At 41.4% G+C, this 24,872-nt stretch carries 18 protein-coding genes and 1 riboswitch; of the genes, 3 read left to right on the plus strand and 15 right to left on the minus strand.

Annotated features, from left to right (window positions below; genetic code table 11):
- Positions 1-131: 131 nt before the first annotated feature.
- The 4 genes from EO120_RS06755 to purB form a co-directional block, all read right to left on the minus strand.
- Positions 132-1,415: an adenylosuccinate synthase gene (locus EO120_RS06755; RefSeq protein WP_127134726.1), complete on the minus strand. Its 1,284-nt coding sequence runs from the start codon at positions 1,413-1,415 to the stop codon at positions 132-134.
- 83 nt (positions 1,416-1,498) lie between these two features.
- A complete protein-coding gene (locus tag EO120_RS06760) occupies positions 1,499-2,347 on the minus strand; it encodes a pirin family protein (protein ID WP_127134727.1) in 849 nt (282 codons plus the stop codon).
- A gap of 226 nt (positions 2,348-2,573) precedes the next feature.
- Positions 2,574-3,713 carry an MFS transporter gene (locus tag EO120_RS06765; protein WP_127134728.1) on the minus strand — a complete coding sequence of 380 codons (1,140 nt, stop codon included), beginning with the start codon at positions 3,711-3,713 and terminating at the stop codon, positions 2,574-2,576.
- Between the two features lie 243 nt (positions 3,714-3,956).
- Positions 3,957-5,252, minus strand: a complete 1,296-nt coding sequence (purB, locus tag EO120_RS06770) for an adenylosuccinate lyase (RefSeq protein WP_127134729.1) — start codon at positions 5,250-5,252, stop codon at positions 3,957-3,959.
- 268 nt (positions 5,253-5,520) lie between these two features.
- Here purB and EO120_RS06775 point away from each other — a divergent pair, with 268 nt between their 5' ends.
- Positions 5,521-5,925: a CAAX protease gene (locus EO120_RS06775; RefSeq protein WP_127134730.1), complete on the plus strand. Its 405-nt coding sequence runs from the start codon at positions 5,521-5,523 to the stop codon at positions 5,923-5,925.
- A gap of 313 nt (positions 5,926-6,238) precedes the next feature.
- Here the strand turns inward: EO120_RS06775 and meaB are convergent, their stop codons facing one another.
- The 7 genes from meaB to EO120_RS06805 form a co-directional block, all read right to left on the minus strand.
- Positions 6,239-7,384, minus strand: coding sequence for a methylmalonyl Co-A mutase-associated GTPase MeaB (meaB, locus tag EO120_RS06780; protein WP_127134731.1), 1,146 nt, complete (start codon positions 7,382-7,384; stop codon positions 6,239-6,241).
- Positions 7,377-9,566 carry a methylmalonyl-CoA mutase gene (gene scpA, locus EO120_RS06785; RefSeq protein WP_127134732.1) on the minus strand — a complete coding sequence of 730 codons (2,190 nt, stop codon included), beginning with the start codon at positions 9,564-9,566 and terminating at the stop codon, positions 7,377-7,379. Before scpA ends, meaB begins: the two co-directional genes overlap by 8 nt.
- Before the next feature lie 4 nt (positions 9,567-9,570).
- Positions 9,571-11,733, minus strand: coding sequence for a methylmalonyl-CoA mutase family protein (locus EO120_RS06790; RefSeq protein WP_127134733.1), 2,163 nt, complete (start codon positions 11,731-11,733; stop codon positions 9,571-9,573).
- The gene (locus tag EO120_RS09175) at positions 11,726-11,899 is read right to left on the minus strand and encodes a hypothetical protein (protein WP_164725731.1); all 174 of its coding nucleotides are present in this window, start codon (positions 11,897-11,899) and stop codon (positions 11,726-11,728) included. The genes EO120_RS06790 and EO120_RS09175 overlap by 8 nt, the downstream gene beginning before the upstream one ends.
- 116 nt (positions 11,900-12,015) lie before the next feature.
- A riboswitch (cobalamin riboswitch) is annotated at positions 12,016-12,192 on the minus strand.
- 426 nt (positions 12,193-12,618) lie between these two features.
- Entirely contained in the window at positions 12,619-15,654 is a 3,036-nt protein-coding gene (locus tag EO120_RS06795) for an S-layer homology domain-containing protein (protein ID WP_127134734.1), read from the minus strand.
- A 190-nt stretch (positions 15,655-15,844) separates the two neighbouring features.
- Entirely contained in the window at positions 15,845-16,453 is a 609-nt protein-coding gene (locus tag EO120_RS06800) for a tetratricopeptide repeat protein (protein WP_127134735.1), read from the minus strand.
- 271 nt (positions 16,454-16,724) lie between these two features.
- Entirely contained in the window at positions 16,725-19,547 is a 2,823-nt protein-coding gene (locus EO120_RS06805) for an FAD-binding and (Fe-S)-binding domain-containing protein (protein ID WP_127134736.1), read from the minus strand.
- A 276-nt stretch (positions 19,548-19,823) separates the two neighbouring features.
- On the opposite strand from EO120_RS06805, the gene EO120_RS09375 reads away from it, so the two are divergent.
- Positions 19,824-19,892, plus strand: coding sequence for a putative holin-like toxin (locus EO120_RS09375; RefSeq protein WP_407833089.1), 69 nt, complete (start codon positions 19,824-19,826; stop codon positions 19,890-19,892).
- Between the two features lie 155 nt (positions 19,893-20,047).
- Positions 20,048-20,725, plus strand: coding sequence for a lactate utilization protein (locus EO120_RS06810; protein WP_127134737.1), 678 nt, complete (start codon positions 20,048-20,050; stop codon positions 20,723-20,725).
- Between the two features lie 68 nt (positions 20,726-20,793).
- Here EO120_RS06810 and EO120_RS06815 read toward each other — a convergent pair whose 3' ends face one another.
- The 4 genes from EO120_RS06815 to EO120_RS06830 form a co-directional block, all read right to left on the minus strand.
- Positions 20,794-21,588 carry a sulfite exporter TauE/SafE family protein gene (locus EO120_RS06815; protein WP_127134738.1) on the minus strand — a complete coding sequence of 265 codons (795 nt, stop codon included), beginning with the start codon at positions 21,586-21,588 and terminating at the stop codon, positions 20,794-20,796.
- A 184-nt stretch (positions 21,589-21,772) separates the two neighbouring features.
- Complete coding sequence (locus EO120_RS06820; protein WP_127134756.1) at positions 21,773-23,320, minus strand: chloride channel protein; 1,548 nt, start codon at positions 23,318-23,320, stop codon at positions 21,773-21,775.
- A 142-nt stretch (positions 23,321-23,462) separates the two neighbouring features.
- Positions 23,463-24,608 (minus strand): glycoside hydrolase family 3 protein, encoded by a 1,146-nt coding sequence (locus tag EO120_RS06825; RefSeq protein WP_127134739.1) that lies wholly within the window; start codon positions 24,606-24,608, stop codon positions 23,463-23,465.
- Positions 24,609-24,621: 13 nt separating this feature from the next.
- Complete coding sequence (locus EO120_RS06830) at positions 24,622-24,855, minus strand: (2Fe-2S)-binding protein (protein WP_127134740.1); 234 nt, start codon at positions 24,853-24,855, stop codon at positions 24,622-24,624.
- Between the last annotated feature and the right edge of the window lie 17 nt (positions 24,856-24,872).

Genomic DNA, 24,872 nt, shown 5'->3' on the forward strand with positions numbered 1-24,872 from the left:
GGGCTAGGTTTTATGCAGTGAAAAGGGACTGAGAACAAAATGAACAAAAATGTTCATTTTGTTACAGCCCCTTCTTTTACATTTTTATTAGCTTATAGCAAAATCCTGATGTTCTTTAGGCTCACTCAATTTTAGAATACATTCACTAAATCGATAGTTTGACTACGGTTTGGTCCAACGGACACAATGCCCAATGGTACCCCTGTTACCTCTGCAATGCGTTCTACGTATTTACGAGCATTTTCAGGTAGTTCATCATAGGAACGAATACCGGAAATATCAGTTTCCCAACCTGGCAATGTTTCATATACAGGTTCACAAGCTTCCAAATCTTTTAAATTAGCAGGGAATCCTTCTACAGATTTGCCATTCAATGTGTAACCTACGCAGATTTTCAATTCTTTAAAAGTATCGAGAATATCTAATCGTGTAATAGCGAGGTAATCAAGGCTGTTAAGACCTGCTGCGTATTTTACAACCATCAAATCCAACCAGCCACAACGGCGTGGACGACCTGTAACAGTGCCAAACTCATGACCGATATTGCGAAGGTTATCACCGATTTCATCTACTAATTCTGTTGGGAATGGACCTGCACCTACACGAGTAGCGTAAGCTTTCACAACACCAAAGATATTTTTCAAATAATTAGGTCCTACACCGGCACCTGTGGACGCACCGCCAGCGATTGGATGAGAAGATGTTACGAATGGATATGTACCATGATCGAGGTCAAGCATTGTAGCTTGCGCACCTTCAAACAATACCTTTTTATCCTCTTGAACGGCTTTCAACACAGCAATATTAGTATCCGTTACATATGGTTTCAAAGCCTCCGCATATGTAATATAGTCAGCTAAGATTGTATCGTAGTCAACACCTTCTGCACCGTATACTTTGGTCAACATTTTATTTTTAAATTCTACATTGTACGCCAATTTTTCTTTGAACACGTCAAGATCGTACAAATCGCACATACGAATACCGATACGATTAATTTTATCCGCATAGCAAGGACCGATACCATTTTTAGTAGTACCAATTTTTGCATCCCCTTTAGACGCTTCTTCCGCATTATCCAAGGCGATATGATATGGCATGATAACGTGAGCGCGGTCAGAGATATGTAAAGATTTCGTAGATTTTCCTTGTTTTTCAAGACCTGCAATTTCCTCTAACAACACCTTAGGGTCAATAACGACACCAGTGCCAACGATATTTTGTTTATCATCATATAAAATACCGCTAGGTAACAAGCGCAATGCAAATGCTTTGTCATCTACTACAACGGTATGACCTGCATTGTTACCGCCTTGGCTACGTACGACAACGTCGGCTCGCTCCGCCAACCAATCTACAATTTTGCCTTTACCTTCGTCACCCCATTGAGTGCCGATAACCATACTTGTTGCCATATCTATATCCTCCAAATTTTATGAAAGTCAAAATAATCCATAATCATTATACAACATAGTTTCTCATATGGCGAACACTATCTTTATTCCACGTCCATTTTTGCTTTTACAAATGTACCATTTTGCAATTCTCTAAAAGCTTCGCGCAATTCGTCTTGCGTGTTCATGACGATTGGGCCTGCCCATGCTACAGGTTCGTCGATGGCGATAGATTCAATGTAGAGCACTTGTGTATCATCGCTTTTTGCTGTGAAAGTTACCGTATCACCAGCAGTGAGTTTCACTGCCGTTTTTTCCTTCACCACAGTGCCATTGATTTCAATATCACCAATCAAGGTAAAGAGCATAATAGATGCATCTGCTTTCACAGTATGTGTGAAAGTACGTCCATTTTCAAGGTGCACATCATAGTAGTTAAGAGGCAAATAGCTACTTTTGTGACCCACGTGATCATGATATGTGCCCACCAAGAGGCGCAAATAACCACCGTCGATTTCGATGTCCTCAATCATGTCATTCGTCACCGGATGATATGCAGGATTCGCCATTTTATGTTCCTTAGGCAAATTAAGCCACAATTGTACTCCCAGTAGGCGTTCTGCAGCAGGCACAAGTTCTTCGTGCATAATACCGGACCCAGCCGTCATCCATTGCACCTCGCCACTATGTACCGCCGCTTCGTTGCCAAGGCTATCGCGATGCACCATGCCACCTTTATACACATAGCTAATCGTTTCAATGCCGCGGTGCGGATGCATTGGAAACCCTGCTGTATATTCATCAGGATTAGTGCTATCAAATGAGTCGAGCATCAAGATAGGATTAAAATCCTTAATCGTTTCACCACCCAACACGCGTACCAATTTCACCCCTGCGCCGTCTACAGTAGTATACCCTTGTACAGTAGTTTGAATGTTTCTTACATTGCTCATAGTATCAGTTCCTTTTATGAAAGAATTATAATCGCCGTTATTGTTATCGACACTAACTGTGATACACCTTATAAACGCAGAGCTTATGCGACTACGATATAAGTATTTCAGTAATGAAAGTGAACTTTTATATCTTTAAAGTTTACTTTAATCATTTATCTAATTTTATCGATATATTTGGCTTGGATATATCATACCACGGTTTTAGGAGTTGTCAATATGACGGCTAAGGCTCTTTCAACCACATACTCATAATGAGCCCTACTACACCTACAGGCATTAGCACTTGTAATGCAGGCTGAACACCATATACATCAGCCAAATGTCCTACATAAGGAGATACGAGACCACCTAATGTAATACCCAGTCCCAATGTAATCCCTGACGCAAATCCTGCATTTTTAGCTAAGTATTTTTGCCCCAACACGGTTATGGGACCATATTGGGAGAATACACCAAAGGCCATGGGAATCATAAATCCAAAAAATCCCCATATATTGGGAATATACAGAAACCCTAGCAAAGCCGGTAAAAACACAATGTATCCTAGACGTATAGTGTTAAGAAATCCAATTCGATCGGATAACCAACCGCCTACATAAGTGAGAATGCCACCAAGGGCAAAATATAAAGTGAGCGCCAAGCTAGACATATCCGCAGTGCCGCTCAAAACCGAAATGTACAGAAGAGGAATAAAAATAGACAGCACGGAAAACAAGATAGAGCGGGCAGCAATGACGAAAAATAATTTGCCAAAACTAGTCCAGTCATTGCGAGCAGCGGAGCTTTCACCAACATCGGCACAACTAGAATCCGTCACCATCGCATCGCCTGTGAAAGCATATATATAAACCAATACACCTAGCGCCGCAATACATGAGAATACCCACAAATACGGCGCGCCCCAAGTATACACACCACTAGCAATAAGAGGCCCTAAAGCAAATCCTGCACTACCACCTACTGCAAAACGCCCCATGGCATTCCCAATTTCATGAGATTGAGTTCGTTTCACCAACAGAGCTGCCTCGGGATGAAATAAAGCTGCACCAACCCCAGCCAATAACGACAAGGCAAGAATCATTTCATAGGACGACACCACTGCAATAGCACTGATAGACACCAATGTCACGAAAAATCCAAGGGGAATAAACCAAGGCACACTCCACCGATCCGCCACATATCCCAATACGGGCTGTGCCACCGATGCCACCACAGTATTACAAAAAATAACCGTCGCCGCTTGATAATAATTCAACCCATAATGAGAAATAAAAAACGGCAACAACGCCGTAAGAGCCCCTTGCCCAAAATCATTTATACAATGAAAAATAGGCGGCCCATATTTTCGTATCGTACCTTTCATCATTACCTCCTTTCCATGATAAAACGGACTGCTACCTTTCCAAAAGTGAATTTACCTTCCTTAGGTGTTAAAATACATTGAGAAAAAGACCGGATGCCTTCCTGAAAGTGAATTTACTTTCCAACAGGCATATAGAACTATGATAAAACGGACTGCTACCTTTCCAAAAGTGAATTTACGTAGCCCCCAAAGGGGGCGTTAAGCGTACTGAACTTTTGGGAAGGTGGCAGTCCGTTGCATAGATTATAATCCGAAACGCGCCATGATCGTATCCACATGTCTCAAGAGTTTTTGCGGATCAAAGCATGCGTCAATTTCTTCATCAGTCATGTATTGTTTAATATTTTCATCAGATTTCAAACCAGTAGCAAAGTCTTTACCTTCAAGCCAACGGTTCATTGCGTGTTTCTGTACCCAGCGATACGCTTCATCCCGTACAGCACCTTTATCAACAAGGTGAGTCAAAATTGTTTGGCTAAACAACAAGCCACCTGTGAGGTTAAGGTTTTTAATCATTGTATCTGGGTATACCAATAATTTATCAATCGTGCGAATCGTTAAATGCAACATATAATTTAATGTAATCGTTGCATCTGGTAAAATGACACGTTCTACAGAACTATGGGAAATATCACGTTCATGCCACAACGCTTGGTCTTCAAAGGCAGATTGCGCATAACCTCTGAGCAAACGTGCCAAACCACAGATTCTTTCACAAGTAATAGGATTGCGTTTATGAGGCATGGCAGAAGAACCCTTTTGTTTAGGACTGAAATATTCCTCAGCTTCGCGCACTTCTGTACGTTGCAAATGACGAATTTCCTTTGCAATTTTGTCTAGTGTACCGCCAATAACAGCAATAGTAGAAATCAATTCCGCATGACGGTCACGTTGTACCACTTGGGTTGCGATTTTAACAGGTTCAAGACCAAGTTTTTCGCACACATATTGTTCTACGAATGGATCGATATTAGAATAGGTCCCCACTGCACCGGATACTTTGCCAACAGCAACACTTTTACGAGCATGCTCAAGACGTTCTATATCACGTTCTACCTCAGCCATCCAAAGACATAGTTTTAAACCAAATGTAGTAGGTTCACCGTGAATACCGTGAGTACGACCAATCATCAACGTATGTTTGAATTCCGCTGCACGACGACGCAACACATCATGCAATGTTTTCAAATCATTAAGCAAAATATCGCATGCTTGTTTCATCATATATCCCAATGCAGTATCCTTAACATCAGTAGAAGTAAGACCTAAATGGATATATTTCGCCGCTTCTGGACCTACATATTCCCCCACAGCTGTAACGAAGGAAATGATGTCGTGATTCGTTTCTCGTTCGATTTCATGGATGCGCTCCACATCAAAATTACCCTTTTCTCGAATAATCTTTGCCGCTTCCTTAGGAATGACGCCCAACTCGGCTTGCGCTTCAGATGCTAAGGTTTCCACCAACAACATAGTGTCAAACTCATTGCGCTCGCTCCAAATATGGCCCATTTCTTCTCGTGTATAACGTGGTATCATGATGTCTCCTTTGCATGATGAAAGTATCAATATATACGATTATTGTACCATATGAAAAAGCACGGTTCAATAAAAACAGCGTCATTTTCCGAATAATATATATATTAGTTTTTATTAACGTTCGGCTTTGTGTGAATGAGTTCCATACTCTCAATCATATATAAAATTGAGCTCTAATTTTATATCAACCATCTTCTGTTATGACTGTATTCTATGCTACTATTATAATAATGAATTCCAACTACAAAAGGAAAAGGAGATATACATTATGGCTAAACACCAACGCCAAGGGCGCCCTACAAAACCAAAAGAATCCACCACATCCACCACAGTTTTAAAATCATTTTTTGTCATCAGTTTTATCAGCTTAGGCTTATTAGTATTCAACAATGTATCAATTAACTGGATACTAGGCGTATTCGCAGTAGATATCATCGTATCACTAACCTATGTAATATTGAATAAAAACCATATTACTGAATCAAAAGCAGTGCGTAACAATGTACGTCGCATCGTGGCATTTTTAATTATGCTTATAACGATGTTCTTTTATGCCCTTGCCTTATGGCGCGTGGATCAATACACTCCAGAAATGCAAATCACATTGTTCATCGGTGGCGCCATCATTTATTATGCGGTGTTTAATAGCACGAAAGATGTGTTAACGAAATAAAAGACTTCAATCAAATGATTATGCCTATTGTTATGCCCAAACAGGCATACTTCGGTGTTGCGGAGCAGACCTAAGTATTGTCCCCCTCCTAGTTACTATATTCGACAAATCGCTAGAATAAAATAATTTAAGAATAAGCTGACCTATTCTCATGACGGTATCAAGTGTTCATGACATAAAAATACCCCATTCCTCAAAATCCACGCCTGTTTTCGCGCCTTCGCGCGGGCGAAAGGATTTTTACGGAATGGGGTATTTTATGTTCAGCTAACTTTATCTAATCTTATGAGAATAGGTCGGCCCGCATCCAAAGCTATTTAGTAAGCGATTTGTCAAATACGCTAACTAGTTCTTGTACGGCTTGGGACTCCGACATTTTCCCTCTCAGTACGGCATCTTCCACTTCGCCCATACGACCTTGGATGACGATATTATTGAAAAACAGATTGTGCAAGTGTTCATCAATCATTTCTCTCACCCATTGCAGAGATTGATTTTGACGGCGCTTTAAGAATACACCGTTCTCTTTGCCTTGTGCCGCAAATTGTTGAATGAGATCCCATAGTTCAGGCAACCCCTGTTTCGTCACTGCGGAACAGGTATAAGCCCTAGTTTTCCATTGTTCGGTAGCAGGCCGAATATAATGGAGCATACGCTCATAATCACTACGGGCGATTTGAGCTCGTTTTAAATTATCACCATCTGCTTTATTAACTACAATAGCATCAGCTAATTCCATAACACCTTTTTTGATACCTTGCAGTTCATCTCCAGCGCCGGTGAGGACGATAAGCATAAAGAAGTCCACCATAGAGCGAACTGTCACTTCACTTTGTCCAACACCAACGGTTTCTACGAGGATGACATCATAACCAGCGGCTTCACAGAGGAGCATTGTTTCTCTACTCTTCCGTGCTACGCCACCTAAAGTGCCCCCTGCTGGGGACGGGCGAATATAAGCATTAGGATGTTTCGTCAACGTTTCCATCCGCGTTTTATCACCTAAAATACTGCCCTTCGTAACTTGGCTCGTTGGGTCTACGGCGAGAACTGCTACCTTTAAACCTGCTTCAATGAGCATATTACCAAAGGCTTCTATAATGGTACTTTTACCAGCACCAGGCACACCAGTAATACCGATGCGAAGGGCTTTACCTGTGCGAGGCAACACAGATTGTAAGACTTGTTGGGCTAAATCAAAATGGTTCTTATTATTGCTTTCAACTAAGGTGATGGCCCGTGAAAGTATAACGCGATCCCCCTGCTCGATACCGCGTATATAATCGGCAACGGTCAATTTTTTCCGCCGTGTCACGGGCGATACGGAAGGCGCCAGATGTTTTGTGCTCGTCATAAGGCCATCATGCATATCGTTGACCCCTTTCATGACACGGCACGCAAAGGTATCATCACCCTTTGCTTTTTCTGGCACCCAATCCGGTTTATACGTATCAGTCATTATCTTCGTCTTGAACGTGGGCAGTTAATGTTTCAAGTAGTTTTTTAGCTGCTACTGGAAGAACTGTGCCCGGTCCAAAGATAGCTACAGCGCCATGTTCGCGTAAAAATTCATAATCTTGAGCAGGGATTACGCCACCAATGGCTACGAGAATATCACCACGACCGCGTTTATTAAGCTCATCTACGAGTTGTGGCAACAATGTTTTATGACCTGCTGCAAGGGAGCTAAATCCGACGATATGCACGTCGTTATCCACTGCATCTTGCGCAGTTTCTTCTGGGGTTTGGAACAACGGTCCGATATCTACGTCAAAGCCCATATCCGCGAAGGATGTAGCAATAACTTTGGCGCCACGGTCATGACCATCTTGCCCCATTTTAGCAATCATAATACGAGGGCGACGACCTTCTATATCTTCGAAATCATCCGCCATTTGACGTACTTCTTTGATAACATCGTCATCTTCAAATTCGCTGGAATATACACCAGAGATAGAGCGGATAACCGCTTTATGACGGCCGCAGACTTTTTCTACAGCGAAAGAAATCTCACCCAAAGATGCGCGGGCACGAGCCGCTTCAAGCGCAAGGGCAAGCAAGTTACCTTCGCCCGATTCTGTAGCATTCGTAATCGCTTCTAGGCACGATTGAACTCGATCTTCATCGCGATTAGCACGCAATTGTTCGAGGCGGCGGATTTGCGCTTCACGAACTGCTGTATTATCTACGTCGAGGATATCTAATGGGTCTTCTTTATCGAGCCGATATTTATTAATACCGATAATAGCCTCACGGCCAGAGTCGATACGAGCTTGACGACGGGCTGCCGCTTCTTCGATACGCATCTTAGGAAGTCCTGTATCAATCGCTTTCGCCATACCACCAAGGGATTCGATTTCTTGAATATGTCCCCACGCACGACGAATCAATTCGTCTGTTAACGCTTCTACATAATAGGAACCGCCCCATGGGTCGATAACTTTACATACTTTCGTTTCATCTTGAATATATAATTGCGTATTACGCGCAATGCGAGCAGAGAAGTCTGTAGGGAGCGCAATGGCTTCGTCCAATGCGTTCGTATGAAGTGATTGGGTATGACCGAGGGCGGCGCCCATAGCTTCCATACAAGTACGTGCCACATTGTTGAATGGATCTTGTTCTGTAAGCGACCAACCAGATGTTTGACTATGTGTACGCAATGCCATGGATTTCGGATTTTCAGAACCGAAGCTTTTAATAATCTTAGCCCACAACATACGAGCAGCACGCATTTTCGCCACTTCCATAAAATAGTTTTTGCCGATAGCCCAGAAGAAGGACAATCGCGGTGCGAATTGGTCAACATGAAGTCCTGCATTAACACCGGTACGAATATATTCAAGACCATCCGCCAACGTGTATCCTAATTCAATATCCGCTGTAGCACCGGCTTCCTGCATATGATACCCAGAAATAGAAATACTATTAAATTTAGGCATATATTGAGATGTATACGAAAAGATATCGCCAATGATACGCATGGACGTAGCTGGAGGATAAATATAGGTATTACGTACCATGAATTCTTTGAGGATATCATTTTGAATAGTCCCTGCCATAACCTTTTTATCTACACCTTGTTCTTCACCAGCTAAAATGTAGAACGCCATGACTGGCAATACGGCACCATTCATAGTCATAGATACAGACATTTGGTCCAATGGAATGCCAGAGAACAATATTTCCATATCAAGAATAGAATCTACTGCAACACCAGCCTTACCAACGTCACCTACAACGCGAGGATGATCCGAGTCATACCCGCGATGTGTAGCAAGGTCAAAAGCGATGGACAAACCTTTTTGACCAGCCGCCAGGTTGCGGCGATAGAACGCATTAGATTCTTCTGCAGTAGAAAAACCGGCGTACTGGCGTACTGTCCAAGGACGAGTTACATACATAGTGGAATAAGGTCCACGTAGAAATGGAGGAACACCTGCCATATAATCAAGGTGCGTCATGCCTTCATAATCCATTTCCGTATAGAGCGGTTTCAACTGAATTTGCTCCATCGTTGTATGATACAATTCTTCAAAGCTTTTACCCGTCTCTTGTTGTAGTTCCTTAAGCCATGCATCACGAGAGGTAGCATGCTGCGAACCGAGATCAAGAGAAGAGAAATCAGGATTTTTAAACATGAGCTCACATCCCTTTCTTATCTTGTAAGGCATTTAAGATAGCATAACAATTGGCGCGAACAGAAATAAAATCATCCACTCCAGCTTCGCGATAGGTAGGTTCTAAATCCTTCGGTGGTGCGCCAGCAAGGATAACCATTGCATGTGGCATAGTTTCTTTAATTTCCTTCGCCAATGGTGGCACTAATTCAGGATATGTTGCATCTGTAGAACAAATAACAACTACATCGGCACCACTATCTCGAGCTGCTTGCGCTGCATCAGCCGTCGTTTCAAAACCATCGTTTTTCAATACTTCAAAAGCACCTACTTCAAAGAATCCTGTAGAGAAATCAGCCCGCGGTTTATGTTGTGGAATAGGCCCCATATTGGCTAAAAATACCTTTACATTATCTTTGGTACGCGTTTTATACTCTTCCGTGCGCATCCTTAGCGCTTCAAATTGTTCCGTCCAGCGATGTGCAGAAATGGTTTCAATCATTTCCGATGGAATATCTCCAGCATCGAGAGCTTTACGAATTTGACGCATCGTCAATCGCGCTTCTGCAGCTTTACTAATAATACCAATGAGCGCCCCTGGTTCAGTAGTACCCGTTTCGAGCGCCGCTTGCACTTCGGCTATCTCTTTTGCATCAGCACGAGATACAAAAGACTCTATATGCTCTGCCCGTTTTTGACGCAAAGTATCTTGGTTTTCTGCTTTCACATCCAATAATTCTTCCGTCATATTCGCATACATATTGTTCCCAACAGCCACATCTTTGCGGTACGCCAGGTTTTTAAAACGCTCTGCCAGCACTTCTTTTACTTGATGTTGCGGATATCCTTCTTTCAACGCAGCGATAATACCGCCTTTAGATTCGATTAATTGGAATTCTGCCCAAATTTTATCCGCTAATTCTGCCGCCAATGTTTCTACGTACCACGAGCCGCCTACTGGGTCTACTGGTTGACGCAACTCAAATTCTGTTTGCAACATGACTTGAATATTTCGAGCAATTCGGCGCGAGAAATCATCGGATTTGCGAATCGGTTGGTCAAATGGAGATACTTCTAAACTATCAACGCCTCCAACGACACCGGAAAATGCTTGTGTTGTATTACGCAGTAAATTAACATATGGATCGTACACAGTTTTTGTAAAAGCCGATGTTCTGCCGTGAACATGCACTGCGCGGTCGCTTTCACCAGCACCAAAAGCAGCCATAATACGGGCCCAAATAATTCGAAGGGCGCGAAGTTTCGCAATTTCCATAAAGAAGTTCGCCCCCAAGGAGAAGGTGAACATCATGGACTGCGCAATCGTATGAATATCTACATGACGTTGCGCTAATTGACGAATATAGCAAACTGCAGTGGCCAAAGAATATGCCACTTCTTGTACATCATTAGCACCACCATTAGCATACACATCACCACATACGAGAACAGTGCGCAAATGTGGTGCATTATCCTTCGCCCACAACACAGTATGCGCCATTTCATCAAAGGCCGTATCAAGTGAAATATGCAAAGCCCCATCCTTAGCCCATACGCCAATAGGATCCGCCCCAACGAGCCCTTTTAAATACTTGACCTGTTTTTTCTGTTCTGACAACGTCGCATTCAACATGCCTAACAAAATAGCACTGGATGCTCCAGTTTCGATGTACACTGGGTTTTCTTTGATATTAAAACGTTCTACCAATTCACTGCAATCTTGTAACGTTGACAGAGATGTACCTCCAACGCCCACTGCGGCGCCTACTTGTACATCTTGGTCGTGCCGAGTTGCCTCATCAAGACGAATATTATGAATGGAACTGCCTTTCACAATTTCATACAAACTGGCATGATTAGCATCCTTCGGTAACGATTCCTCTACATATTGAGATACTCCCCAAGATTCTTGGATATAACCACTCGCCTTAGTACCACGCATAAATTCACCAGCTCCAGGGTACACCCCCTTTGGAATGGCTTCTTGATGTTGTTTTGGCGTATAAATCGGCTGCAATGTGATGCCTTCGTAAGTTTTGGTGAACATTTTCTTATTAAAATCGCCACCCTTTAAGGCTTTTACTACCTCTTCCTGCCACTTCTCATAGGTCGGTTTCTCAAACTCGTCAAACGACACCGGCTCCAACATTTGGGTCTCCGATGCATTTGAGTTCATTACGTCAGACATATATGTGCCTCCTTTTCAACTCGAAACCATACGAATGGAACACCGTCACCGCTGCACTACAATTACGTTCTATGCCTTCTATGAAAGCTACGCTTCTATCATGCCATGCATATACATCATCATCACGATAAAAAGGACTGCGCCACTCAGTTTCTAGTAAACCCATTATCTCATTTAAATAAAAAAACGTGCTTTACGCACGTTAGGTTTACCAGTTGAAAGGTATGCCAAAACACTGAGAAAACATACCATCAATCCCCTTCCTATCGCTCGTAGGTACATACGGTGATTATTAAATAGGCAGTTCTCCTGGCTCGGGGTCATAACCTCTCGCTTTCGCCTTCCCAGATTGCTCCAGTGACATTATGAAAGCAGGCTCATCCTTACAGTGGCGGGACCGCATCGGCTTGTACCGATTTCTCTATTAAGTCTTGCGACACCTATTCTCTATATTCGCTGTTCTATGTTCAATATAGTGGAAAATTATGCGGTAGGTCAATGGATATAACTGAATATCATACACATAGGAATTAAAGTTATACGTTTTGGGTAATGATAGAACACACCCCTAAAAATTCAGGAGGCCTTATTCCCTGCGGGGGCCAATTCATTTTTAGGGGTGTGTTCTATCATTTCAATCAACTATAGTAATATTAATTCCTATTTATATAATTTTTAAGGGTAAATTAGAGAAAAACCACAGCAAGGGGAATTCATTTTGGGCGCAGTATTCATTCACCGCATTCATCAGTATTAGTGTTAATTCCTATATATATGGTATTCAAAGTGATGTTCATTTGCCCGCAAATTTTCTGTAAAAAACAGGCTGTATCCGTTTAGGTTACAGCCTGTTTTTATCAGTTACTAACGATATGTATTAGTCATTTATTTGTTATTAGAGATTAACCCACCGTATACATCACGGGTCTGTTTGTCTTCGCTATTCACGCGAATGCGTTCAACTTTGTAACGGTCATTTTCATCACCATGAACACGGTCTACACGGAATCGATCTGCTTGTTGTACGGCTTGCATTTCTGGTTCAAACTCGTTAGTCATACGAGCCATATTGCCATCGATAGGTGCACCATTTTGCAATGCACGATACATAACAGCGGCAAATTCATAACGAGTCATGGTACGATCACCTTTGAACTCTCCATCTGGGTAACCTACAAGAAGACCTTTTTTCGCCAAATCCTCTACATAATCATATGCCCAATGATTTTCAGGTACATCTGGGAATTCTACATTAACTTGTGCATAATTAGTACTTACACTAACAGTATTGTTCGCCAAACGAGATTCTAATTGTGCTAATCGAGCTTGCAATGATTCGATTTCTTTCGCCATAGCTACACGAGAACGAGATACACCGCTAGATTGCCCCACATTAAAGCTTAAACCTGCAGACAACATATTTTCACCATTGCCCATAGTAGAAGCTACATTTAACATCATATCTTCATTAGGACGGTAAAATGCACCTAAAGCCACCGCATTAGCATTGCTATAATTACCATAACCAACGGCAAAATTCCATTTATCATCAGGATTAAAGTCAAGTGGATGTAAACCTGCCAATGCAGCAGCACCAGCACCAACCTTATTAACACGAGAGTCTAAATTGTTAATACGTTGCCCTAAATTGTTAATACCTTGTCCCATATTATTAATATTTGTTGTATTATTATTAACTTGATTTTTAATATCATCAGACACAGCAATAGTATAGTTATTATTACCATCATTATTAACAGTGACAGAATTATCTGCTGCAGTAATCGACGTACCTTTAGCAGATACAGTATAAGTTGTTTTGTTGCCATCCGTCGTAGATGTAACTGTCACATTATTGCCTGCCTCTACTTCTACATCTTTGATGTTATCAAGACGTTGCTCAATAGTATTAATATTCGTTGTATTATTATTAACTTGATTTTTAATATTATCAGACACGGCGATAGTATAGTTATTGTTGCCATCATTATTAACAGTAACAGAATTATCTGCTGCAGAAATCGACGTACCTTTAGCAGATACAGTATAAGTTGTTTTGTTACCATCCGTTTTAGATGTAACTGTCACATTATTGCCTGCCTCTACTTCTACATCTTTGATGTTATCAAGACGTTGCTCTATAGTATTAATATTCGTTGTATTATTATTAACTTGATTTTTAATATCATCAGACACAGCGATAGTATAGTTATTATTGCCATCATTATTAACAGTAACAGAATTATCCCCTGCAGCAATCGAAGTGCCTTTAGCAGATACAGTATAAGTCGTTTTATTTCCATCCGTTGTAGATGTAACTGTCACATTATCGCCTGCCGCTACTTCTACATCTTTGATGTTATCGAGACGTTGCTCAATAGTATTAATATTCGTTGTATTATTATTAATTTGATTTTTAATATCATCAGATACAGCAATAGTATAGTTATTATTACCATCATTATTAACAATGACAGAATTATCCGCTGCAGAAATCGAAGTACCTTTAGCAGCTACAGTATAAGTCGTTTTATTTCCATCCGTTGTAGATGTAACTGTCACATTATTGCCTGCCGCTACTTCTACATCTTTGATAGTATTAGCAACCGCTTTTAGTTGAGAAACATTGACTGCATCACTATCCTCTGAACCAGCTGCTACATTTGTAATTTGTCTTGTTTGCCCATCTACGCCAACAGATACAGCCCCTTGTCCCCCTTGTACAGTAGCCACGATAGCCGCTTTATCAGCAGCAGACGAATTGTCCATAGCATACACTTGATTTGCTGCTGCAGTGGCAGAAGCAGATGTACTCACCCCTGTAAGAGCAGCACGATTAGCTACGCTTTCAGAACCCAAAGCAACACCGCCAGATACCACAGCTGTAGCAAGCGTACCAATACCTACACTATCGCTAGCATTCGCTAATGTATCAGTACCCAAAGCGATAGAACGATCGCCAGATGCGGCCCATTGATCCAATTCAGTAGCATGTGCAGATTGTGCATTTCCTTGTGTATACCATGTTTTAACAGCACCTGTAGACGTACCAATGGCAATAGCATTAGCACCGCTAGCACCAGCACCCCAACCAACAGCAATGGATTTATCTGCCGTAGCAGCAGAGCCAGAGCCAATTGCATTCGATTGATTTCCCAATGCTTCAGCACCATTGCCAAGAGCAGTGGAATTCTTACCCGATGCATAACTATGTGTACCCACAGCACTAGATGCATAGCCCATTGCCTTTGCATCATCACCTAGTGCAGAAGCTTGGCTATTCAATGCATAAGCTTGGTACCCCAACGCAGAGGCACCCCACCCAGCAGCATGTGAATTAGTACCTACCGCTACTTGTGCAGAGCCTGTCATAGAAGTATCTACTGTATCAATAGGATAACCATCAATGGTGTAGTTACTAATTAAATTCGTTAAGCTAGTTGCATCAGCAGCAATATTTTCTGCATCATAGGTTTTAGAATTAGAGCCAATCGCCATAGAAGTACCTCCATTGGCTACTGCAGTTTTACCAATGGCAACATTATTAAGCCCAGACGCAACAGATTGATACCCCATAGAGATAGCTGATTGACCACTTGCATTACCACCGATGCCGATAGCATTATCTGCACCTGCTACACCACCATTACCGACAGCAATAGATCTGTATCCGCTAGCATTAGAACCTACCCCAACAGCTGTAGAACTACGACCAGATGCATTAGAACTAATGCCAGCTGCAAAACTATCACGACCTGAAGCCTTCGTATTAATCCCTACCGCCACAGAAGCACTGCCTGTAGCAGTAGGTTTAACACCTTCAGGATTTACAGCAATATAATCAGAACTAGCAGCCTGTACACCACTCGATAAACAAGCCAATGTAACGGCTAAGACCAAATGTTTTCCATGTAATTTCATAGTACACTCCCAAATATATTAATTATGATAAATATATTAATGCAACAAATAATCTTCATTTTACTCTCACTATTTTGAGATCTTCATTATTATACTATAAATTTCAGAAATATAAAAATGCCTAATATATATATATATATATATATATATTAGGCATAACTATTAAAAAAATAGCATAATAAAAATTTGTTTATGGAAGAACTAAAGATTTAAATACAGAGTTTTCATGAAATCGCTCAAAATGATCTTGTTCAGCTGCTACCACTTTCACAGATGAATCTATTTTGATAGCCTTCGCTAACCATTCAAGCGCCTTATCATCATCACCTTGGTCAGCATAAATAGTGGCGATACCATAAATAGACCAGGTGTTGTTTGGATCTTTAGTTAACACCTTTTCAAACCACTGTTTCGACTCCTCTAATTGCCCCGCCAGTTTATAGACCATAGCCATATTATAGTAATTGGCTACATTATTAGGATCTAGCTGGTACGATGTCTTTGTATCAACTAGACCTTGTTCTATCTCGCCATTAAGGGCCCTTGCGAATCCGCGAATAGAATAAGCCTCGGCACTATTAGGATCAGATGCTATTGCGTTGTTTGCGGCATCAATGGCTTTGTCATAATCGCCATTTGATAAAAATTGTTTCGCATTCTCAAGGTCATTATTAATAGTTTTGTTCGCACTATGGTTTGTACGTCCCACTGAATTCGCAGACTCATTTGAATTCACATCTAAACCATGTCCACAACCAGAAAAGACCAGTAATACTATTACAATAATTAAATACTTCATAAACCTACCTACCATAACTATTGACTCAACAATAATATCCATTGACTAAACACTAATACCCATTTAACCATTGGCTCAACAATGATAGCCATTAACTAAACACTAACAGTCATTAACCCAATACTAATAACCATTGACTCAAGAATAAGAATAAAAAATAAAGCAAAAAAAGGACGAGTTATAGCTCATCCTTTTTTATTAATTTGTGGGAATATTTCCAATCCTCTACTACTGTATTTAGCATAACACATGTCTAGGAAAAGTAAATCCTTTACCGTTTCCGACTAGAGCATCTGTCGAGAAGGAACGCAATGCCTACAAATGGGATACCTGCATTTTCACCGAGACCGATTTCACAGGTTGAGCTAGAACTTACGCCCATGGTAGCGCCGTATTCAGCCACCTCTGCAGAAAGGTCTTTTGTAGCGCATTTATTGAGTTCCGGTGTAAAGAATCCTTTTTGACCAGCAAAACCATCACAGGCAAAGGATTTAATATTGAACACTTCATCAGCACAAAGGCGAGCCAATTTTTCAATGTATTCTGATTTGCCTGCGGATTTAATTTTGCATTGTTTATGAACGAGAACTCGTTCATCTACTTTGTGAATATCAAGGCGTGGCACCACATGTTTGTATAAATATTCAGAAATATCGTTGATTTCTAAATCCTCAATATGTTTGAAAGCATGGCTGAAACATGCACTATGATCGATAACAATAGGATATTTACCATTTTCCGAGGCACTCATCAATGCATCATGCAAATCTTTGAGTGCTCGTTTATCGATGTTTTCATAGTTTTCAAAACTTAGACCGCAGCAGAGATTTTCAATATGCGGTGGATAAATAACGTCGATTTGAGCCTTGCCGCAGAGGCTTTCAAACACTTGTTGCAAACTGCGGTTATCATTATATCCTTGGTTTGGACGGAACGCACGGTTTGCACAAGTACTGAAATATACTACTTTGTCAAAATTACCTGGTTTAATTTTGCTCACCAATTTATAGGTATTCGCTTTTAGCGTAGTTTTCGGCAAATATGGCGTGATGCCTGTAGCACCGTGAAGACCTTCGGTAATCTTCGCAATGGCCTTTTTCGTTACGATGGCACCAGCAATACCTTCTAGACTCACTCCAGCACGACACATATCAAGGGTAGTAGCGAAATTATCATAAATAGTTTTCGCAATATTCGGCCCAGGAGGTGCAATTTTACGCATAGATAATGCAATTTGCGCCGTATCAATGCTGAGCGGGCAGAGACCTTTACACATGGAACATGCAGCACATGTATCGACACCATAGTATTCGTAACCCTTTTTAAGCTCTGCAGCAAGAGCGAAATTGCCTTCTTGTTCCAACCGTTTTTGTTCCCGTAACAATGCAATACGTTGACGCGGTGTTAAGGTTAAATTCCGACTTGGACAGTGTTTTTCACAGAAACCGCATTCCATACAGATGGTGAAAGCATCGTCAATGATGCATTGGGCTTTCAAATTTTTCTTGTACACATCTGGATCATCGGTGATGATAACATCAGGATTCAAAATGCGTGTAGGGTCAAAAATGGCTTTAATACGACGATTAATTTCGTAAGCTTTTTTGCCCCATTCCATTTCAATAAATGGTGCTACCATGCGACCTGTACCATGTTCTGCTTTCAAAGAACCACCAAAACCAGATACTCGTTCAGACATTTCATGCACTAAATCTCCGAAATTCTTCGTATCCTTAGGGTCGCTGAAATCTGGGGTAATATTAAAATGAACATTACCACTCAAAGCATGCCCAAAGATAACACCGCCGTCCACGAAATCATATTTATGGAACAACTCGGTGAGCATTTCAATACCCTTCGTGAAATCTTCGATTTGGAAACATACGTCTTCGGTGATAACGGTAGTGCCTTTCTTGCGTTGCCCCGCTACGATTGGCAAAATGCCTTTCCGAATAGCCCACCATGAATCATATTCCTTAGGGTCTTGAGAATAGAGACTTGGAATAGCTGTAGGAATATCTTTTAATTCTTTTTGAATGAAAGCAAGATTGTCATCGACCGTCGATTTTGTATAACTTTCAGTTTGGAACAATATACAACTTGTCCCTTCTGGCACGTCGCGCACAAAATCAGGAACGGACTCTAATTGTTGCACGGCACGAAGCGATTGATAATCCATCATTTCTGCTGCAATAACCTTATCACGGCCCATGCCAGCTAATTTAACAACGGCTTCGGAGGCATCATTCAAATTGCTAAAGAATAAAAGCCCACACCCCTTATGAGGCACGTCCTCAACAGTGTTGTACACGATTTCCGACACGAAACCCAATGTACCTTCAGATCCAATGAACAAATGATTGATAATATCTACAATATTATCAAAATCAACCAAAGAATTTAGTCCGTAACCTGTAGTATTCTTAATTTTATATTTGTGATGAATCATGTGGGTCAATTCTTCATCGGCAAGGATTTCTTCCCTCAATGTGAGGATATCCTTAACCATTTGAGGTTTTTCTTTCAAGAATTGATTAATACTCTTTTGATCTGATGTATCGAGAATGCTACCATCTAACAACACAACGCGGATGGATCGGATAGTTTGATATGAATTTTGCGCCGTACCACAGCACATACCAGACGAGTTATTATTTAAAATACCGCCTACTAATGCAGTAGTAATCGTTGCAGGGTCTGGACCGATTTTGCGATTATAGGGTTTCAACAAATCATTCGCATCGGAACCGATAACACCACAATCACATCGCAATGCTTTGCCATCATCGAGAACTTCCATCCGTTTAAATCCATCATTACAAACGATTAGCACATCTTCACTAGAACATTGTCCAGATAAGGACGAACCTGCTGCTCGAAATGTAAATGGCGTGCCACACTGTTGGCACAATCTTACAAGGCGGCGAACTTCTTGCTCATCTTCAGCTTTCACCACAACCTTTGGTAAATAACTGTAACACGATGCATCCACGCCATAGGCGTAACGACGCAAGTAATCTGTATACACTCGATTTTTACAAATCGCCTGCGCTTCCTTGGCAAAACGGTCATAGTCACGAATTAGTTCACTCACTTGAATAACCTCCTAACCCATACCACAAGGAAAGATTCTATATTATCCTTAGTATACGCCGTTCTCATTCTCAATTCCATAATTATGCATAAATTGTATACGCTGTATAAATTCTATAGAAATTTCACATGATATATGAGTTTTAGGAATACCAATAATCAGCTGTCATTATAAAGATAAAAAGCACCCTAACGGGTGCTACTTATGTTACACTATAGCCAAGAGCTAATTGACGTGTGTTAGTTCATCTCCTTCCCATCGAAAGGAGATGGTGATATGAGCCCATATGAAGCTATATCATTGATGATTGCTTTCGCAACATTAGTCGTTCTTATTCTGAAATAAGAATGACCTAACACCCCAATCGGGACGTTAGGCCATTTCTCATTTTCAAAATTCCTGGAGATGAGCCTAACGCATACCGAAACGTTAATTGGCTCTCCTTGCAACTATTATATCATAGTCAACACATAGTTTTCAAACCATATCAGAGGTGTGCCATGGCAAATACAGATACAACCATCAAAGCAGTGACAAATCCACAGAATAACAATACTCCTATCGATATATCCGCCACTATAAAAGCATTAGAAAGAAACAAATTCATTGTAAAATACTTTGAACATCCTACAGATGCAACGGCGTATTTAGCGAATCGTATTCAAAATAAACGAGTTGCCCTTGGCGATTCTCGAACCTTGTTAGAATTAGGCGTGTACGACGCATTGGTGCCCTATAATATTGAAGTAACGGATATTCATCGCCCTCTTCCAGGTGAAAGTTTCCGTGAAACAGCATTAAGGACGATGGGACGAGACGTATTTTTAACATCCGTGAATGCACTTTCACAAACAGGAGAAATGGTGAATATAGATGGTACAGGCAATCGCATAGCTGCCTCCTTATTTGGTTCTGAAGAAGTATTTTTCGTTCTCGGTACTAATAAAATCACACCAGATCTTGCCTCTGCCATTTATCGAGCTCGCAATGTAGCGGCCCCACAAAATAGCAAAAAAAACAAAAAAAGCTCTCTCAATCCATGTGCAAAGCTAGAAGAAAAATGCTACGACTGCGGTTCACCTGACCGCATCTGTAACGCATTGACCATTTACTATAAAAAAATGCGGAATATGCAGATTATGGAAGTTATCATTATAAATGGAGATTTTGGATTTTAATGAAAAAAGCTGTAATAGACTGCGATTTTACCGCAATCTATTACAGCTTTTTTGTACATACTCTCATATTAGAGTAACACATGTGACCCTATAATAAGCCTCACTGCCAAAGCAAATACGCATACGCTCATCAATGCTAAAATAACCTTAGCTTTCAAACGTTTTGCAATTTGTGCGCCTGCTTGAGCCCCAAAAACTGCACCAATGCTGATAGGAATGGCGATAGAAAACACGATATGCTGTTCCACGATATGCGTCACAACGCCTACGATGGTAGATACTGCTAAAATGGCTTGACTCGTAGCAGTAGCGAGATGTGTAGGGAATCCCATGATATAAATGAGGGCAGGTACATGTACGAGGCCACCACCGATGCCGAATATACTAGAAATAAAGCCTACCATGATACTAATGCCAATACCTACTGGTTTATTATATGTTACCTCATCAAGGGATAAAGATTCCTCAATACGGGTGCCTTTTCTGAAATTCTTAAACCCAATCAAAATAGATACGATGCCCATAAAACAGCCAAAAGCAAACATAAACCCAGGTCCCGAGAACCAACTAGACATTTGTGCCCCTAATATGGCCCCTGGAAATGTGGCGAAACTAAAAATAATAGCCGCGCTGATATGCACCTTTTTCTGTTTTATATATGCTAAAGCACCAGAAATAGCATTACACATCACAGCAAACAAAGATGTACCCACAACCATAGACGGTGTCCATTCAGGGAACCAATACATAAACAGAGGCACAAAAATCAAACCTCCACCAGCACCTATAATGGTGCCTAGCATGGCAGTAAAAAAACCAACGATGATAAAGAATATATAATATAAAATCGGATTATCTATCATACAATTACTCCTCAATATCACATTAAAACGATTGTTTGCACCTTTAACTAATGTCTATATAACTAATGTAAGATGAACCTTTAAAAGTACGTTTTCTAAATTTATATATTGTTAGAGTCAGTCCTTTAATTCACAGCTTGAAAATGTGGTTTTACATCTACACATTACAACTAATGAATCACTATTAATGTACCGATTGAAAATACATTTTTGCGTCTTTTAATTTCCCCCGCTCACACGAGACTTGTAGTTCATCGCCAGATTCTAAACGGACGTCGCCGAGTGGCACGATGTAGGTACCATTACGACGGATGCTTACGATGAGGGTCCCATCTGGTAATGGCAAATCTTGTAAAGGAATATCTGTATAAGTAGCCACTACAGGAACCTTGGTTTGAAAAAATGTTTGTACCGATTCGAGATTGCTTTGTCCAGTCATGGCTTGGAGCAAGGAATCGTAAATCGGAGGTTCTTTCAACAGCTCCGCTACTAGGTATGCCACGATGGTAACGGTACCTATGGCATAGATATTAGAGAAACTATTCGTCATTTCAAGGACCAGCAGAATCGCTAAAATCGGCGTTCTCATAGCCGCTGCCAACATGCCCCCCATAGCGCAGATGACAAATTGAGCGGTGAAATCACCAGAAATGAGGGAGAGCGATGAAAATAGGCTTTCACAAAAGGCACCAGATGCAGCACCGATAACAAGCATGGGCAAGAAAATACCACCCTGCGCACCACTGCCATAACAGAAAGTGGTAAGCAGAATTTTACCAATAACAATACCTAGTAGAAGCCACACACCGTGCCTTTCAAAAGCAAGATGTGCCACTAAATCATTGCCACCGCCAAGAAGGAGTTGTGAATCGAAACCAATGAGAGCCACCACCACAAAAGTAGTGACCAGTTTGAAAAACCGAGACACCTGCACCGCATCAAATAGATGTTTAAAAAGAAAAATCATGCGACAAAAGAAAACGCCACAAAATCCCATGACGACGCCCACTAAGAGGAGCACGGGAAAATAATCGAGGGGCATGCCAGTAGTGACGGTAAAGCCCAGCGCTGGATCGAGACCGAACATGCTAACCGTAATATAATTAGAAATAAGGGTAGCCACAAAAGTAGGAACTACGAGGTATGGATAAAAACTCTTATGCACCTCTTCAAACACAAACATAGCACCCGACACAGGCGCACTAAATGCCGCTGCAAGACCTGCCCCTGCACCTGCAGACGTAAGAATGCGTTGCTCCCTTAAACCAGAATGCATCCAATAGGATACGATTTTTCCGGCGGAACCGCCGATTTGCACGGCAGGTCCTTCACGACCTACTGAAAATCCAGCAAATCCTGTAATCACTCCGCCAATCATTTTAGAGATGAGCGTGCGATACGGTTTCATATCGAATAAACCTAGCATTTCCCCTTCAATTTGAGGAATACCAGAACCGCCAGACAGTGGTGCCCATGTAAGCAGTTTATCTACGATAAAAGCAAATACTACCATTGCTCCCAGCCAAATGAGCATGGACTCATAAGAAATGCCCTTCATCATGTGCCATCGCCAATGTTCCGATTCGAGAATCAAATAACGATACGTGGCACCACAAATCCCAGCAATAACACCAACTAAGGCTCCTTTTAGAATGAGCTCGTACAGTAACACGCGGTTCATGGACATATCCGCTAAGGTGGAACTACGCTTATTGAATTGCCAACGTTTCATCATCATGCCTCCCTTAGGGTATATTAGATAAAATTTTTTTGCCTATAAAAACCAAATATGTTGAATAAACCAACAGCCTTCCACGCTAATTTGATTATAGCATGGAAGGCTGAGTCATTTTAATAGATTAGGTTTTAATAAATTATAAGCTTTGCATTTTCATCAGCAAAATCCGTTTCACCGATTCATTTAATCGTTCTTTAGAAATACGACCGTCTTTCACAGCTTTCATCAGACCATTATAAGCCTCTTGCATATGTTCGTATTCGTGGCACACCATGAGAATATCGCTGCCAGCTAGTATAGATTGAACTGCCATGTCGCCGAAGGTGTAATGTTTCGCCAAAGCGCCCATATCCATATCATCGGTAACGACTACACCATTGTATTGCATATCCCTACGGAGCCAGTCAGTAATGATGGTCTTAGACAAACTAGACGGATGATCAGGGTCGATAGTAGGGTACATAGCATGAGATACCATAATCATATATGAATTAGGTTTCGATTTTGCCATTAAATCCACAAATACCTTCGTATCTTCATTGATCAACACGTCCTTCGATACAGGCACCACACTCGTATCAGCGTGTAAATCTACATCGGTTTTGCCGATGCCAGGAAAGTGCTTATACGAATACCACAAACCGCTGTCTTCATAAGCTTTACCCACAGCACTAGCAAATGCTACTACCCTATCTGGATCAGTGCTATACGAACGGCCATAGGCGAGCCCCAAATCCGCATCAGGTGCAAAGTTGATATTAAATCCTAATGATTTCAACTCCTCCCCAGAGGCTTTCGCTAATGCTACCGCCTCTTCTACGGTACCTTCACCTAATTTCTCAGCAGGTGGTACTGACACCAACTGATCCTCCATACGCGCCACAGCACCACCCTCTTGGTCAATGCCAATAAATAGCGGCGCCAAATCCGACGACTTCGCAAATTTGTTAATATCTGTAATGAGCGTTTGCACCTGAGCTTTCGACGTCATGTTTCGATCGAACAAAATGATACCGCCTACGCGATACTCATTCATCATGAACCGCGCATCATCGTTCATCGATGTGCCGTGAATGCCAATCATCATGAGCTGCCCCACCTTATCTGCATCCGACATGCTGTCCATCATCTTATCCACTTTTTCCTCTGGTGAAAGCTCACTCTCTGCCACCTTCGCCACACTAACTGGCTCAGTCTTGGTGGCGAACGGATGCAAGCCACACCCAGCTATGCCAATCACCAACGCCCCCAACAAACAAGCGGTTATCAATTTTCTAACCATCGAACCCTCTCAGCTATATGCGACCTTGTTCTTTTAATTCTGCTAGAAGTTTAACGATGCGCGGTCCGCAACCTTTCCCTCCGCACGCCCCGGTTCCTGCCCTCGTCGCTTCTTTCACAGCAGGAAATGTATGGGCTCCATCAAAAATAGCTTCTTTAATCGTTTTTCTTGTAATGCTGCGGCACGTACAAACCTTCGTCAGTTTGTCCATAATCGCCTCAGGCACTTGGTTTGTTTCAAAATCCATATTATTCTCCAATCGTT

Origin of the sequence: Veillonella caviae (genome assembly GCF_003992125.1) — a bacterium.
GTDB classification, from domain to species: domain Bacteria; phylum Bacillota; class Negativicutes; order Veillonellales; family Veillonellaceae; genus Veillonella; species Veillonella caviae.